The 15,127-nt window shown below is 66.8% G+C and carries 11 protein-coding genes and 1 other RNA gene; 4 read left to right on the plus strand and 8 right to left on the minus strand.

All coding sequences use genetic code 11. From position 1 onward, the window contains the following. Positions 1-126: 126 nt before the first annotated feature. Both C7416_RS10575 and C7416_RS10580 read left to right on the plus strand, forming a co-directional pair. Positions 127-948, plus strand: coding sequence for a transporter substrate-binding domain-containing protein (locus C7416_RS10575; RefSeq protein WP_111518876.1), 822 nt, complete (start codon positions 127-129; stop codon positions 946-948). 105 nt (positions 949-1,053) lie between these two features. After that, positions 1,054-1,713 (plus strand): amino acid ABC transporter permease, encoded by a 660-nt coding sequence (locus tag C7416_RS10580; protein ID WP_111518878.1) that lies wholly within the window; start codon positions 1,054-1,056, stop codon positions 1,711-1,713. Positions 1,714-1,944: 231 nt separating this feature from the next. Here C7416_RS10580 and cphA (C7416_RS10585) read toward each other — a convergent pair whose 3' ends face one another. Then, the gene (cphA, locus tag C7416_RS10585; RefSeq protein ID WP_111518880.1) at positions 1,945-4,515 is read right to left on the minus strand and encodes a cyanophycin synthetase; all 2,571 of its coding nucleotides are present in this window, start codon (positions 4,513-4,515) and stop codon (positions 1,945-1,947) included. 43 nt (positions 4,516-4,558) lie between these two features. Then, positions 4,559-7,192 (minus strand): cyanophycin synthetase, encoded by a 2,634-nt coding sequence (gene cphA, locus C7416_RS10590; RefSeq protein ID WP_111518882.1) that lies wholly within the window; start codon positions 7,190-7,192, stop codon positions 4,559-4,561. Between the two features lie 239 nt (positions 7,193-7,431). Between cphA (C7416_RS10590) and C7416_RS10595 the strand changes: the two genes are divergently transcribed. Together C7416_RS10595 and C7416_RS10600 are read left to right on the plus strand one after the other, a co-directional pair. Beyond that, on the plus strand, positions 7,432-9,726 hold the full coding sequence (locus C7416_RS10595) for a cyanophycin metabolism-associated ABC transporter (RefSeq protein WP_111518884.1): 2,295 nt from the start codon (positions 7,432-7,434) through the stop codon (positions 9,724-9,726). After that, positions 9,716-10,210 carry a cyanophycin metabolism-associated DUF1854 family protein gene (locus tag C7416_RS10600; RefSeq protein ID WP_111518886.1) on the plus strand — a complete coding sequence of 165 codons (495 nt, stop codon included), beginning with the start codon at positions 9,716-9,718 and terminating at the stop codon, positions 10,208-10,210. The genes C7416_RS10595 and C7416_RS10600 overlap by 11 nt, the downstream gene beginning before the upstream one ends. A gap of 15 nt (positions 10,211-10,225) precedes the next feature. Here the strand turns inward: C7416_RS10600 and C7416_RS10605 are convergent, their stop codons facing one another. The 6 genes from C7416_RS10605 to ompA all read right to left on the minus strand — a co-directional run bounded on the left by C7416_RS10605 (position 10,226) and on the right by ompA (position 14,798). Then, the gene (locus tag C7416_RS10605; protein WP_062802065.1) at positions 10,226-10,627 is read right to left on the minus strand and encodes a hypothetical protein; all 402 of its coding nucleotides are present in this window, start codon (positions 10,625-10,627) and stop codon (positions 10,226-10,228) included. Between the two features lie 99 nt (positions 10,628-10,726). After that, complete coding sequence (locus C7416_RS10610; protein WP_181461199.1) at positions 10,727-11,824, minus strand: fimbrial protein; 1,098 nt, start codon at positions 11,822-11,824, stop codon at positions 10,727-10,729. 331 nt (positions 11,825-12,155) lie between these two features. Beyond that, positions 12,156-12,514, minus strand: a transfer-messenger RNA (tmRNA) gene (ssrA, locus tag C7416_RS10615). An 85-nt stretch (positions 12,515-12,599) separates the two neighbouring features. After that, entirely contained in the window at positions 12,600-13,274 is a 675-nt protein-coding gene (gene gph, locus C7416_RS10620) for a phosphoglycolate phosphatase (protein ID WP_111518888.1), read from the minus strand. Further along, positions 13,271-14,029 carry a bifunctional 2-polyprenyl-6-hydroxyphenol methylase/3-demethylubiquinol 3-O-methyltransferase UbiG gene (ubiG, locus tag C7416_RS10625; RefSeq protein WP_111518890.1) on the minus strand — a complete coding sequence of 253 codons (759 nt, stop codon included), beginning with the start codon at positions 14,027-14,029 and terminating at the stop codon, positions 13,271-13,273. The genes gph and ubiG overlap by 4 nt, the downstream gene beginning before the upstream one ends. A 115-nt stretch (positions 14,030-14,144) precedes the next feature. Continuing rightward, on the minus strand, positions 14,145-14,798 hold the full coding sequence (gene ompA, locus C7416_RS10630) for an outer membrane protein OmpA (protein ID WP_012352078.1): 654 nt from the start codon (positions 14,796-14,798) through the stop codon (positions 14,145-14,147). Between the last annotated feature and the right edge of the window lie 329 nt (positions 14,799-15,127).

The raw sequence follows: 15,127 nt of genomic DNA on the forward strand, positions 1-15,127 counted from the left end.
ATTCGATAGTGTTTGCGGTAGTGTTGAGCCCGATATAGGCTCATAGCAGCACAACAGCCGGCGGCGCTCCAAAAGAGGCCGGCCGGCGCTGCCCCACACTGCTTATCCGCATCGACTGGAGAACATATGCGATCGCTTCGTACTGGCTGGTTCAAATCCCTGCTGGCCGCTTCCCTGGTGGCCGGCGCCGGCCTGGCGGCCACCGCGGCCCATGCCGCCGACCTGCTCGACACCGTCAAGCAGGCCGGCGTGCTGAAGATCGGGCTGGAGGGCACCTATCCCCCGTTCGGCTTCCGTGGCGCAAAGAACGAGCTGGAAGGCTTCGACGTCGACGTGGCGCGGGCGGTGGCGGGCAAGCTCGGCGTCAAGCCGGAATTTGTCACCACCGAATGGAGCGGCATCATCGCCGGCCTGCAGGCGGGCAAGTTCGACGTGATCGTCAACCAGGTCAACGTCACGCCGCAGCGCCAGCAGGTGCTGGATTTCTCCACGCCCTACGTCTACTCGGATGCGCAGCTGATCCAGCGCAAGGATGACAAGCGCCAGTTCAAGTCGCTGGAAGACCTGAAGGGCCACAAGCTGGGCGTCAGCCTGGGCAGCAACTACAACGACCTGGCCAAGTCGGTGGCCGGCATCGAGGTCAAGACCTATCCCGGCGCACCCGAGTACCTGCGCGACCTGGCGGCGCAGCGCGTCGACGCCGCGCTGAACGACCGGCTGATGGTGGCGTATCTGGTCAAGACCGCCAACCTGCCGCTGCGGCCGGGCGCGATCGTGGCCGGCGCGACCACGCAGGTGGCGATCCCGTTCCGCAAGGACAATCCCAAGTTCGCGCAGGCGATCAACCATGCGCTGGAAGACCTGGCCAAGGACGGCACGCTGGGCAAGCTGTCGGTGAAGTGGTTCGGCACCGATGTGACGAAGCCCGCCGGCAAGCCGGTCAAGTAAGCCGGCCGGCAGGCGTTATCATGTCGCGGCGCGGCGGCCTGCAGGGCTGCCGCGCCGCTTTGCTTTGTGCCCTTCTATTGCTGATCCTTATCCCTCCGTCACGCCATGCCCGCTCTCCAGCTCGTCATCGACTCCCTGCCCGTGCTGCTGCAGGGCACGCTGCTGACCATCAAGTTTGCGCTGTGGTCGATGGTGTTCGGGCTGATGCTGGGCACGGTGGTGGCGCTGATGGGCATCAGCCATAGCCGTGCGCTCAAGGCGGTGGCGCGGGGCTATGTCAGCGTCATGCGCGGCACGCCGCTGCTGGTGCAGATCTTCGTGGTCTATTACGGCCTGCCCGGCATCGGCATCGCGCTGGAGCCGACGCCGGCGGGCGTGCTGACGCTGAGCCTGAATGTCGGCGCGTATTTGTCGGAGAGCATGCGCGGCGCCATCCTGGGCGTGGCGCGCGGGCAGTGGCTGGCCGCCTACAGCCTGGGCCTGACGCCGGCGCAGGCGCTGCGCTACGTGGTAGGCCCGCAGGCGCTGCGGCTGGCAGTGCCGAGCCTGTCGAACAGCCTGATCAGCCTGATCAAGGATACCTCGCTGGTATCGGTGATCACCGTCACCGAACTGCTGCGCACCGCGCAGGAGGTGATCGCCGCCACGTACCAGCCGTTGCCGCTGTACCTGGCGGTGGCGGCGATCTACTGGGTGCTGAGCACGGGGTTGTCCGGGCTGCAGCACAGGCTGGAGCGGAGGTTGTCGTTGCCGGGGAGGCATTGAGACTAGGCGGTACTTATGCAAAAAAGCCAGTTCCATTGAACTGGCTTTTTTGTTGCTGACCACGCTAAGTGTTGGCTCCCCTCTCCCATTTATGGGAGAGGGGCGGGGGAGAGGGCAGGAGCTTCCACGAAGTGATACGCCGCGATGCTTGCGTGCGCCGGCCCTCTCCCCCAACCCCTCTCCCGCAAGCGGGAGAGGGGAGCTTGCTGCGAGCGTTATTGGGCAGGTCGTTCAGCCCTGCGCGATGCGCCCGGCGATATGCCCCAGCGCCTCTTCCACCTGGTCCACCAGGATCAGGCACAGGTCGCCCGGCTGCAGGTGCGACAGCGCGGTATCGATGGCCAGGAACTCGCCGCGGATTTCCTCGACCTGGCTGGTGCGTTGCGCGCCCTGCAGGCCTTCGCGCAGCAGCGCCAGCACCTCGCCGTCGGCGCGCCCGCGCTGGCACTGGTCCTGGTACAGCACGACCTCGTCGAACGCGCCGCCCAGGATCTGGGTCTGGCGGCGGATGTCGTCGTCGCGCCGGTCGCCCGCGCCGCTGATCACCACCACCCGCCGCCTGGCCGGGATGGACTCGATCGCGTTGCACAGCGCCAGGATCGCATCCGGGTTGTGGCCGTAGTCGGCGATCAGCGTGGCGCCGCGGTAGTCGAACACATTGAAGCGTCCGGGCGCGGTCTGCGCATCGTTGACGAAGGTGGCCAGCCCGCGGCGGATCACCGACCAGTCGATGCCCAGCGCCCACGCCGCCGCGATCGACGACATCGCATTCTCGACCTGGAAGCCGATGGTGCCGTTGCGCGTCAGCGGGATCTCCGCCAGCGCGATGCGCACTTCGGCATCGCCCTCGGCGGCGACGATGTCGGCGCCGTCGACGAACACCACGCGCTTGCCCTGCGCGCGGTGCGTGGCCATGGCCGGCTGGTCGGGATCGTGCGCGAAGAAGGTGACGCTGCCGGGGCAGGCGTCGGCCATGCGCACCACCATCGGGTCGGCGGCATTGAGCACGGCCATGCCGTGCGGCGCCACGTTCTGCACGATCACGCTCTTGAGCACCGCCAGGTCTTCCACCGAGTTGATGTAAGACAGGCCCAGGTGGTCGCCTTCGCCGACGTTGGTCACCACCGCCACGTCGCAGCGGTCGAAGGCCAGGCCCTCGCGCAGCAGGCCGCCGCGCGCGGTTTCGAACACGGCGGCGTCGACGTCGGGGTGCAGCAGCACGTTGCGCGCGCTGCGCGGGCCGCTGCAATCGCCGGTGTCGATGCGCTCGCCCTGGATATAGACGCCGTCGGTGCCGGTCATGCCCATGCGCAGGCCGCTGCTGGCCATGATGTGGGTGATCAGCCGCACCGTGGTGGTCTTGCCGTTGGTGCCCGACACCGCCACCACCGGGATGCGGCCGTCGTCGCCGTCGGCAAACATGGTCGAGACGATGGCTTCGCCGACCGCGCGGCCCTTGCCGTACGACGGCTGCAGGTGCATGCGCAGGCCCGGCGCGGCGTTGACCTCGACGATGCCGCCGGCCTGTTCCTCGAACGGCTTGAGCATGGTCTCGCAGACCGCGTCGACGCCGGCGATGTCCAGCCCCACCATCTGGGCCGCCGCCACCGCGCGCGCGGCGATGTCGGGATGGACGTCGTCGGTCACGTCGGTGGCGCTGCCGCCGGTGGACAGGTTGGCGTTGTTGCGCAGTACCACGCGGGTGCCGGCGGCCGGTACGGAATCGGCGGTCAGGTTCTGCTTGGCCAGCGTCGCCAGCGCGATATCGTCGAAGCGGATCTTGGTCAGCGAGGTGGCATGGCCTTCGCCGCGGCGCGGGTCGCGGTTCACTTCGTCGACCAGCTGGCGCACGGTATGCACGCCGTCGCCGATCACCTGCGGCGGATCGCGGCGCGCGGCGGCGACCAGCTGCTTGCCGACCACCAGCAGGCGGAAATCATGGCCCGGGATATAGCGCTCGACGATCACGTCGGAGCTGATGTCCGAGGCGACCTCATAGGCGGTCATCACTTCCTCGCGGGTGCGGATGCGCACCGCCACGCCCTTGCCCTGGTTGCCGTCGCGCGGCTTGACCACCACCGGCGCGTCGATTTCCTGCGCCGCGGCCCAGGCTTCGTCGGCGCTGCGCACCGAGCGGCCCAGCGGCACCGGCACGCCGGCGGCGTGCAGCAGGGTCTTGGTCAGTTCCTTGTCCTGCGCGATCGACTCCGCCACGGCGCTGGTGCGGTCGGTCTCGGCCGCCTGGATGCGGCGCTGCTTGCTGCCCCAGCCGAACTGCACCATCGAGCCCTGCGTCAGGCGCCGGTACGGGATGCCGCGCGCGACCGCGGCGTAGACGATCGAGCCGGTGCTCGGCCCCAGGCGCACGTCCTCGTCCAGCTCGCGCAGGCGGTGCAGCGCGTCGGCGAGGTCGAACGGGGTGTCGTGGCGGGCGGCCTGGCACAGTGCCTCGGCCAGTTCGAAGGCGAGCCGGCCGACTTCCTCCTCGCTGTATTGCACGATCACCTGGTAGATGCCGGGCTCGACCGTCTGCGCGGTGCGGCTGAACGTCACCGGGCAGCCGGCGGCGGCCTGCAGGCGCAGCGCGGTCACTTCCAGCACGTGGGCCAGCGACAGCTCCACCGATTCCTCGTCCGGGCGCAGTGGCCCGATCTCGGGAAAGCGGGCGCGCAGCCGGTCTTCGAAGCCGGGCAGGGCCGACAGCATGTTGGCGGTGTCCTGGCAGGCCACGATCGCCTCGATGGCGGTGTGGCGGCACCACAGGTTCGGGCCCCGCAGGGCCCGGATACGGGAGACTTCCATAGAACGGTTTCCGTGTCTTCTATGCGCGGTTGGGCTGGGTGCGTCAGGCGCGGCGGGCAGGCTGGCCCATCCAGTGGTGCACCAGGTCGACGGTGGCGCCGGTGGCGGCCTCGTCGCACTGCAGCACCAGCAGGTCGCCCGGCACCAGCTGGTTGAGGGCGGCTTCGATGGCGCTGGCGCGAGTGCCTTCGTCGATGATCTTGGTCACGCGCCGGCCTTCGTACAGGCCCTGCTTGAGCAGCGCGCGCGCCTCGGCGTCGGGCAGGGCGCGCTTGACGCTGCGGTCCTCGCACAGGAACACGCGGTCGAAATGCTGGCCCAGGACCTTGCCCTGGCGCACCAGGTCGTCGTCGCGGCGCTGCACGCCGGCGCCGTAGACCACCATGCGGCGCTCGGCCGGGAAGCGGTCCAGCGCGGTCGCCAGCGCTTCCAGCGCGGGGGCGTTGTGGGCGTCGTCGACCACCACTGTGGCGCCGTTGCGCTCGAACAGCGTGAAGCGGCCCGGCACGTCGACCTGGCCGACGTCGAAGGTCACCACGCCGGCGCGGATCAGGTCATTGGAAATGCCCAGCGCCCAGCCGGCGGCAACCGCGGCCAGCACGTTCTCGATCTGGAAGGCGACACGGCCGGCGTAGGTCAGCGGTACCGCGGCCACGTCGACCAGTGCGGTCTCGCTGTTGCCGGTGGCCAGCACGATCTTGCCTTCGCGCACGTACACCGCGCGCTTGCCCGCGGCGCGGTGCGACATGATCGCCGGCAGCTCCGGGGTCAGGCCGAAGAAGATCACGTCGCCGTCGCACAGCCCGGCCATCTCGACCAGGCGCTCGTCGCGCGCGTTGAGCACGGCGGCGCCGTTCTGCAGCACCACGTCGACCTGGGTGCGCAGCACGTTGTACATGCGGTCTTCGTCCTCGACGTAATAGTCGCCGAGATGGTCGGGCTGGTCGAAGTTGGTGACCACGCCGACCTGGCAGCGGTCATAGGGCAGGCCCTCGGACAGGATGCTGCCGCTGTCGTTCTCGAACACGGCGGCCTCGACCGCGCGGTTCATCAGGATGCGGTGGCCGGCTTCCCAGTTGGCGCGGTCGCCGCTTTCGACCTGGCGGCGGTCGAGGAACAGGCCGTCGCTGCAGGCGAGGCCGGTATGCTTGCCCGACAGCTGCAGCAGGCGTGCCACCAGGCGCGCCACCACGGTCTTGCCGTTGGTGCCGGTCACGCCCACCACCGGGATGCGGCCCTGGTCGTCTTCCGACTCGGGGAACAGGTGGTTGACGATGGCGCGCCCCACCGGGCGCGGCGTGCCCTCGGCCGGCTTGATATGCATCAGCAGGCCGGGGCCGGCGTTGACTTCGACGATGGCGCCGCGCTGTTCGTGCAGCGGGCGCGAGATGTCCTCGGCCACCAGGTCGACGCCGGCGATATCCAGCCCCACCACGCGCGCGGCCAGCGCGGCATGCGCGGCGACGCTGGGGTGCACGCGGTCGGTCACGTCGAAGGCGACGTTGCCGTTGCGCTGGATCAGCACGGTGCGGCCTTCCGGCGGCACCGAACTGCCGTCCATGCCCTGGCGCTTCAGCTCCAGCCGCGCGGCGGAGTCGAGCCGCACGCGGTTGAGCGGGTGGTCCTCGGTGCTGCCGCGGCGCGGATCGGAATTGATCTGCAGCTCGATCAGCTCGTCGATGGTGGACTTGCCATCGCCGACCACGCTGGCGGTCTCGCCCATGGCCGCGGCCACCAGGCGGCCGCCCACCACCAGCAGGCGGTGCTCGTTGCCGGGGATGAAGCGCTCGACGATGACGCCGCTGCCTTCGTCGATGGCCACGCCGTAGGCGGTTTCCACTTCCTCGCGCGTCATCAGGTTGGTGAACACGCCGCGGCCATGGTTGCCGTCATAGGGCTTCACCACCACCGGCACGCCGATGTCCTCGGCGGCATCCCAGGCGTCCTCCGGCGATTCGACCAGGCGGCCTTCCGGCACCGGCACACCGCAGGATTCCAGCAGGCTCTTGGTCAGGTCCTTGTCGCGCGAGATGCTTTCGGCGATGGCACTGGTGCGGTCGGTCTCGGCGGTCCAGATGCGGCGCTGGCGCGCGCCGTAGCCCAGCTGCACCAGGTTGCCGTCCGACAGGCGGATCGCCGGGATGTCGCGGTCGTCCGCGGCATCGACGATGCAGGCGGTGCTGGGGCCCAGGCAATGCTTGTCGACCAGGCGGCGCAGATGCTCCACCGTGGCCGCGACGTCGTAGGGGCGGTCCTCGATCGCGGCCATGACCAGGTCGCGCGCGCCGAACAGGGCGGCGCGGGTAACTTCCTCGTGCCAGGCGCGCACGATCACCTTGTAGACGCCGCGCACCGGCGTTTCGCGCGCCTTGCCGAAGCCGCCCGGCATGCCCGCCAGGTTTTGCAGCTCAAGCGTCACGTGTTCCAGGATATGGCCCGGCCAGGTGCCTTCCTTCAGCCGCTGCAGGAAGCCGCCGCGCTCGCCGATGCTGCAGCGATGCTCGATCAGCGACGGCAGCCAGGCCGACAGGCGCTCGTAGAACCCCGGAATCGTGTTGGAGGGAAAGTCCTCCAGTTCCCCGATATCGACCCATGCCTCCAGAACGGGCCGATATGTCCACATATTCGGGCCGCGCAGCGACATGACATCGAAAATCTCAATGTCCTTCTTTTTCATTGAATTAGCTTGAGGCAGTGGGCGGAACGCCCGAGAAATGGAAGCCTAACCTTTCAGTAACGTTACAGCACGGAGCGGGTTGACTTTCTTGGTGTAAAAGTGATTGTGCAATGCATCAGGGCTACCCGCGCGTTCGTCGTTATGTATACTGCGGGCGAATTCGCGGGCCGCCAGCGCGTGCCCGGTCTAAATTTGTTTCAAGTTATGTCCGCAATCCCTGGACGCACGCCGCGCCATCCATGACCCAGTCCTCCCTGCCTGTCCCTACCGCCACCGCCGCCGATGAACCCTGGCGGACTGAAGCCGGATCGTGGCTCCGACCCGGCGAGACTGTCCTGGCCGGACTGGCACTGGACCTCGACGCGAGGCTGCATTTTACCCAAGGGTGGCTGGTTGTGACCGACCAGCGCATCGTTGCCCGTGCACCCGGCGAAAAAAATGTGCGGGAATGGAACATCGCCCCGGCGCTGCGCCTCTCGCATACCGACCACGCGGGGGTGGGCACGCTGGAACTGACCGGCCCGGCCGGCCGGCTCGCCACCTGGCGATATACGCTTGGTTACAATCCCGCCGCTTTGCGGCTGGCGGACCAGTTCGAGGCCCAGCGCGACGCCGCCGCTTCGCGCCCGGCCACCGTGGCCGGCGAGGTGTTGTGCCCGACCTGCAAGGCGCCGCTGCCGCCGGACGAGGAACAGTGCCCGCAATGCAGCCGCGAGCTGGAAACACCGCCGTCGACCTGGGCGCTGTTGCGGCTCTGGCGCTTTGCCCGTCCATACCGCTGGCAACTGCTGGGCGGCTTCATCCTGACGCTGCTGTCGACCGCCGCCACGCTGGTGCCGCCGTACCTGACCATGCCGCTGATGGATCGGGTGCTGATCCCGTTCCAGAACGGCGTTCCGATCGACTATGGGCTGGTGCGGCTTTACCTGGCGGGGCTGCTCGGGGCCGCGCTGGTGGCGTGGTCGCTGGGATGGGCGCGAACTTACCTGCTGGCGCGGGTATCGGAGCGCATCGGCGCGGATTTGCGCACGACAACGTATGAACATTTGCTGAAGCTGTCGCTGGAGTATTTCGGCGGCAAGCGCACCGGCGACCTGATGGCGCGCATCGGCTCGGAAAGCGACCGCATCTGCGTGTTCCTGTCTCTGCATCTGCTGGACTTCGCCACCGACGTGCTGATGATCCTGATGACGGCAGTGATCCTGGTCTCGATCAACCCGTGGCTCGCGCTGGTGACGCTGGTGCCGTTGCCGTTTATCGCCTGGATGATCCACCTGGTGCGCGACCGCCTGCGCCACGGCTTCGAGAAGATCGACAGGATCTGGTCGGAGATCACCAACGTGCTCGCCGACACCATTCCCGGCATCCGCGTGGTCAAGGCGTTCGCCCAGGAAAAGCGCGAAGTCACGCGCTTCCGCGAGGCCAACAAGCACAACCTGGCGATCAACGACCGCGTCAACGCGGTCTGGTCGCTGTTCACGCCGACGGTGACGCTGCTGACCGAGATCGGGCTGCTGATCGTGTGGGTGTTCGGCATCTGGCAGGTGTCGCACAGTGCCATCACGGTGGGCGTGCTGGTGGCGTTCCTGACCTATATCAGCCGCTTCTATACGCGGCTGGATTCGATGAGCCGGATCGTCTCGGTAACGCAGAAGGCCGCCGCCGGCGCCAAGCGCATCTTCGACATCCTCGACCATGTGTCGAGCGTGCCGGAGCCGGCGCGGCCAGCCCGCCTGGACCGGGTCGAAGGCGCCATCGACATGAGCGACCTGGGTTTCCGCTATGGCAACCGCGCGGTGATCCGCGGGCTGAACCTGTCGATCGCTCCGGGCGAGATGATCGGGCTGGTCGGCCATAGCGGCTCGGGCAAGAGCACGCTGGTCAACCTGATCTGCCGCTTCTACGATGTCTCGGAAGGCGCGATCCGCGTTGACGGTATCGATATCCGCTCGCTGCCGGTATCGGAGTACCGCCGCCATATCGGCCTGGTGCTGCAGGAGCCGTTCCTGTTCTTCGGCACGATTGCCGACAATATCGCCTACGGCAAGCCGGACGCCACGCGCGACGAGATCATTGCCGCGGCGCGCGCCGCGCATGCACACGAGTTCATCCTGCGGCTGCCGCACGGCTACGACTCGCTGGTCGGTGAGCGCGGCCAGGCGCTGTCCGGCGGCGAGCGCCAACGCATCTCCATTGCACGCGCGCTGCTGATCAACCCGCGCATCCTGATCATGGACGAGGCTACCTCGTCGGTCGATACCGCGACGGAGAAGGAAATCCAGAAGGCGCTCGACAACCTGGTGCAGGGCCGCACCACCATTGCCATCGCGCACCGCCTGTCGACGCTGCGCAAGGCCGACCGGCTGGTGGTGATGGACCGCGGCCAGATCGTCGAAGTGGGCAGCCACGACGAACTGCTGCTGCGCGAAGGCGCGTACTACAAGCTCTACCAGGCGCAGGCGCGCAATGTCGATACCGAAGACGACGACGCCGAAGAGCCCATCCAGATTCCCGAGACCGCCCATGCCCAATGACATCGCCGCCGCCGCGCCGGCCCCCGTGTTCACGCTGGACCGCAATCCGTTCGGCCGCCTGGTACTGATTACCGAGGACGGTACCGTCCATGAGGGCGTGGTGCCGGTGCGCGCGTTCCCGATCTCGGCGCCGCAGGGCGGCATCGGCATGATGAGCGCCGACGGGCACGAGGTGGTTTGGATTCCGCGGCTGGAAGACCTGCCGTTCGCCGAGCGCGAGATGATCGAGGCGGAGCTGGCCTCGCGCGAGTTCATGCCGGAAATCGAGCGCATTGTCAGTGTGTCGACCTACGCCACGCCCAGCGTGTGGACGGTCAAGACCGACCGCGGCCAGACCGACCTGGTGCTGCGCGGCGAAGAAGCGATCCGGCGCCTGGCCGGCAGCACGCTGCTGATCTCGGACACGCACGGCATCCACTACCTGATCCGCGACCTGATGGCGCTGGACAAGCACAGCCGCAAGATACTTGACCGCTTCCTCTGAGGGGCGGCCGGGAGGTCAGTGCAGCAGCTCGGACGAATCGTCCTCGTCGTCCCAGTCGTCGTGCATCACCGGCACGTCGGGTGCCATGTCGAACACCATCGAGTGATAGCGCACGCTGAACCACTCCCGAAACATCTTCAGCGACAGTTCCTCGGGCCATGCCGAGTCGTCGAACCATTCGCCGAGCATGAATTCGAAGAAATCCTGCCAGCGCTTTTCGACCCAGTGGACGGCGTTCTCGTGCGTGTCGGCCAGCTCCTCGGGCAGCAGGAACACGCTCTGGTCTTCGCGCACCTGCTCCAGCGTGAGGCCGGCCACGGGCTGGGGATCGACCGCCTGGATCCAGTCCAGGAACGGCTGTTCCGGCACCAGGGCGATCATGGAGCGGTTGATGGTGAAGCGGGGATGGTCGGACATCGCGAAAGCCTTGAAGGACTGCAGCGGGCTATTGTAGTCCTTCGGTTCCGGGATGTAGCGATGAACCATGCCTCCGCTACATCACTGCCGCGCTGGCCCTTATTGGTAGTCCAGCGTAAACACCATCGAACTGCTGACGTTACCCGGCGACGGGTTGCCGCCAAGGCGGGCATAGCGGGCGCCAAATCGATAGGTGGCCGGTACGTTCGCCTGGATGCTCCCCATCGCATTGCGCACCTGCAGGGGTACCGGCGCCGTGCCGCTGGCATTCATGATCTGCACGCCCGTGCCGCTCGCCGCATCGGCAGCGCCGGCGTTGCTGAGGCCGAGGATGCCGGCCGCGGGCGACATCACCGGCGTGCCGGCGGCGCCGTCCAGCGTCATGCCGACGATGGCTGCACTGTTGCAGCTCAGTTGGACGGCGAACGGCGTGTTGCCGCCGGAGCCTTGCGTCGCAAGCGTCCTAGCGCTGATCGCAGGCAGGCTCACCGTGGTGGGCGCGACGACATTGCAGGCGATCTCGCGCGTTGCGATGGTGCCGGAAAAGCCGATGTAGTTGTCGCGGTTACCCGTGCCGCCCAGCGCGCCTTCCAACGACCCGTTATAGACGCCGAAACCGAAGCGGGTCTGGGCGGGGTCGAGATTGCCGGGCAAAATCGGCCCGGTCTTGACGAACTCGATGGTGACCGACACGGAATAGGTCATGTCGGCATTGAGGTAGCCCAGGTTGGCCGCACGGGTGTCGCACCAGACCCCTGCAGCATTGGTCATCGGCTGGCCCGCGGCATTGCGCAGGCGGATGCCGACGCCCGGGACGCCGGTGGAATAGACCCCTGGCTTCACTTCGATACCGGACCCGTAGTAGCACGAGACGATCGGGGCGCCAGGCACCACCCAGGGCAGCACGTTGGCGCAGCTGCCGCTGAACTGGTATTGGCGCACCGTTCCGGGAATCGTGCTGCCTTCTTCAAGGTTGACCGCGATGGCCATGCTGTTGAGGGTCTGGTCATAAGGCAGCGATGGCGTGGCAGTGCACTTCGCATGGGCCAGGTGCGGTGCCGCGAAGCACGCCACCACGAGCAGCCAGCGGCGCAGGAAACGGAAGAGTTGGGGTCGGTTCATAGCAGGGTCAGGAATGCGGCTGGCCTCGCGCAGCTCCCGCAGCGCGCGAACCAGGCCAATGACTACCAGCGGCATGCCGGTCAAAGTTCCTTGCTACGATAGGACTCGCACACTGGTGAAGCGATAAGGCTCGGCCTATTTTGGGGTCGGAAAATTTCCCGTCCCTCGCCGTCGCACCAAAAGAAAAAGCCCCCGGCCGGGTGGACGAGGGCTCGAAGTGGCAGCGGGCGAATCGCGGATCGCCCGCATCGCATCATGGGCCTGCATGGCGCGCCCGGCATCCCCAAATCTGGGGATGTTGTTTTTTCCCGGCGCATGCCACTGGCGCGGCTGGACAAAGAAAAACCCGCGCAGCCTGAGCTGTCGCGGGTTTCTGGTCCTGCTGGTACTGCATCGGACTGAATACTGGTGGAGCCGGCGGGAATCGAACCCGCGTCCGCAAGCCCTCCACAGAGAGTTCTACATACTTAGTTCTGTCATTTGATTTAACCGGCGCAGCGCGGACGAACACGCTCTACGACGGCGAGTCACTAGGTTTTCGTCCCCGGCTTCGTGACCCTTCCGGAGCTTATCTGACGTAAATGACCTCGCGTGGTCTTGCGACCCTAGCCCGTCAGCGAGCCAGTGCGAGGACGGCGGCCCTTAGGCTGCCAGTGCGTAACGTTCGTCGTTAGCAGTTATTGCATTCCCATTGATTAACGAGGTGACGGGTCCTCGGTATGCCCTCCACTGCTTTGTAACCCACGTCGAAACCAGGTCGGCCCCAGTGAGGAAGCTGGATTGTACCCGGTTGGACGCAAGCTGTCTTGGGGAGTTCCAGGCCGTGTCCCCGGATACTGCCAGCGCACTTTCAGACGATCGCGGCGGGCACCAGCAGCGGGATCAGCTCAGACGGGTGGCGGATCAGGTGGTCCGCGCCCCAGGCCTCGGGCGGGTCGCCGTCGCCGCAGTAGCCATAGGCGGCGGTCACTGTGATCATGCCTGCGGCCTTGCCGGCCTGGATGTCGCGCAGGTCGTCGCCGACATAGACGCAGCGGCTCGGGTCGACCCCGGCACTGGCGGCGGCATGCAGCAGCGGGGCGGGGTGGGGCTTGGCGTGCGGCGTGGTGTCGCCGCTGACCACGGCGCTGGCGCGGGGCGCCAGGCCGATCGCGGCAACCAGCGGCACCGTGAAGCGCGCGATCTTGTTGGTCACGATGCCCCACGGGATGCCCGCTGCCTCGAGCGCGGCCAGCACCTGCGGCATGCCGTCGAACAGGCGCGTGTGCACCGCGATGTCGGCCTCGTAGTAATCCAGGAAGATATCGCGCAGGGCCGGAAATTCGGCGTCCTCCGGGCGCAAGCCGAACGCGGCGCCCAGCAGTCCGCGCGCGCCATGCGAGGCCACGGGGCGCAGCTTGTCATAGGCCACCGGCGGGCGCCCGCGTTCGACCACCAGCCGGTTCGCCGCCGCAGCCAGGTCCGGCGCGGTGTCGGCCAGGGTGCCGTCGAGGTCGAAGAAAACCCCTGCGATTGCCGCGCTCATGCCGCCACCCGGCGGAACGCCATCAGGTAGTTCACGTCCGTGTCCCGGCCCAGCGAATAGACCTGCGACAGCGGGTTGTAGGTCATGCCGCGCATCTCGACCAGGTCCAGGCCGGCCTGGCGCGCGAAGCGGGCCAGTTCGGAGGGCGTGATGAACTTTTCGTAGTCGTGGGTGCCGCGCGGCAGCATGTTGAGCACGTATTCGGCGCCGACGATGGCCAGCAGGTATGCCTTCAGGTTGCGGTTGATGGTCGAGAAGAACACATGGCCACCCGGACGGACCAGCGTCACGCACGCGTGCACGACGGATGCCGGGTCCGGCACGTGTTCCAGCATCTCCATGCAAGTGACCACATCCACGCTGGCCGGCTCGCGCGCGGCCAGCGCTTCGGCGGCGATCTCCTCGTAGGTCACGGCAACGCCGGACTCAAGGCTGTGCAAGTCCGCCACCTTCAGCGCCTTGCTGGAGAGATCGATGCCGCGCACGGTCGCGCCGAGGCGCGCCATGCTCTCGGACAGGATGCCGCCGCCGCAGCCCACGTCGACCACCCGCTTGCCCGCCAGCGCGGCGATGCCATCGATCCAGCCCAGGCGCAGCGGATTCAGCTCATGCAGCGGCTTGAACTCGCTTTGCGGATCCCACCAGTGGTGGGCCAGTTCGCTGAACTTGTCGATTTCCTTGGGGTCGGCATTCCGGCGCGGCGGGTGCTGGCTGGCGGCGTCGGCTGCGGGGAGGGTGTGCGATTGCAACGTCATCGTATGCGGGTCCGGCGGCGCTGGCCGCGGCGGGTGGAGGAAGGGACAGTCCGGGCAACTGTACCAAAAAAAAAGCCCAGCTTGCGCTGGGCTTCTTGGATCGGAAGGGTTCCGATTAACGTGCGCTGCGGGTGCCGACCACTTCGACTTCCACGCGGCGGTTCGGCTGCTGGCAGGCGATCTGCGACTTGCGGTTGCCCTTGCACGACTTCGGATCAACCTTCAGCTGGCGCTTGCCCTTGCCTTCGGTGTAGACGCGGTTGGCTTCGACGCCCTTGCTCACCAGGTAAGCCTTGACCGATTCAGCGCGGCGGATCGACAGGCGATCGTTGTACTTGTCCGAGCCGAACGAGTCGGTGTGGCCAACGGCGATGATGACTTCCAGGGTGATGCCTTGCAGCTTCGAGACCAGGTCGTCCAGCTTGGCCTTGCCTTCGGGCTTCAGCACAGCCTTGTCGAAGTCGAACAGCGTGTCAGCAGCGAAAGTGACCTTCTCGCTGGAGACAACCGGCGGAGCCACCGGAGCCGGGGCCGGGGCTGCTACGGCCGGGGCCAGGGCGCCGTCGCACAGGGCGTTGGCCGTAGCCGGGGTCCAGGAGCTGTCGCGCCAGCAGAGCTCGTTCGTGCCATTCTTCCACACGTACTCGCTCGTACCGTTGCCCCAGTTGTCGTTCACTGCCTTCTTTTCATAAGGGACGGACTGAGCTTGAGCGGATGCAGCCATTACTGCGGTAGCTGCAACGAGCGCGAGCTTGGCAAATTTTTTCATATTTCTCCTCTCAGGATGAGATCACCGCAGGGTTACTGCGAGCAAATGGACGAAAACAAGTCATACATTCTTCGGAGTATAACATTCTCGATGTGGCGGATGCTCCACTTCGAACAATGTCTGGCTCTTCGCTGGGGAATTGTGCCACAAGGGTCGTTTCCTAAGAAGTAAATATATTCGATTCGCCGCATGGGTTTTGGGCCTGTGGTGTTTGTGCAACATGGGTCTTGTATCGCCCGCAAAGCCTTGTGGCATCAGGGATTCCGGGTTTCGGCACTGACCTCCGCGGGCTGCTGCGGGGCCTGTCCGGGGAGCCCCGGGCAGGGGGT

Source organism: Cupriavidus phytorum, assembly GCF_003254285.1.
Classification (GTDB): Bacteria; Pseudomonadota; Gammaproteobacteria; order Burkholderiales; family Burkholderiaceae; genus Cupriavidus; species Cupriavidus phytorum.

Bases quoted from the DNA above. Each gene is read 5' to 3' on its own strand.
- C7416_RS10575 (WP_111518876.1), top strand. From the start codon at position 127: ATGCGATCGCTTCGTACTGGCTGGTTCAAATCCCTGCTGGCCGCTTCC.
- C7416_RS10580 (WP_111518878.1), top strand. From the start codon at position 1,054: ATGCCCGCTCTCCAGCTCGTCATCGACTCCCTGCCCGTGCTGCTGCAG.
- cphA (WP_111518880.1), bottom strand. From the start codon at position 4,515: ATGGAAGTCTCCCGTATCCGGGCCCTGCGGGGCCCGAACCTGTGGTGC.
- cphA (WP_111518882.1), bottom strand. From the start codon at position 7,192: ATGAAAAAGAAGGACATTGAGATTTTCGATGTCATGTCGCTGCGCGGC.
- C7416_RS10595 (WP_111518884.1), top strand. From the start codon at position 7,432: ATGACCCAGTCCTCCCTGCCTGTCCCTACCGCCACCGCCGCCGATGAA.
- C7416_RS10600 (WP_111518886.1), top strand. From the start codon at position 9,716: ATGCCCAATGACATCGCCGCCGCCGCGCCGGCCCCCGTGTTCACGCTG.
- C7416_RS10605 (WP_062802065.1), bottom strand. From the start codon at position 10,627: ATGTCCGACCATCCCCGCTTCACCATCAACCGCTCCATGATCGCCCTG.
- C7416_RS10610 (WP_181461199.1), bottom strand. From the start codon at position 11,824: ATGCCGCTGGTAGTCATTGGCCTGGTTCGCGCGCTGCGGGAGCTGCGC.
- gph (WP_111518888.1), bottom strand. From the start codon at position 13,274: ATGAGCGCGGCAATCGCAGGGGTTTTCTTCGACCTCGACGGCACCCTG.
- ubiG (WP_111518890.1), bottom strand. From the start codon at position 14,029: ATGACGTTGCAATCGCACACCCTCCCCGCAGCCGACGCCGCCAGCCAG.
- ompA (WP_012352078.1), bottom strand. From the start codon at position 14,798: ATGAAAAAATTTGCCAAGCTCGCGCTCGTTGCAGCTACCGCAGTAATG.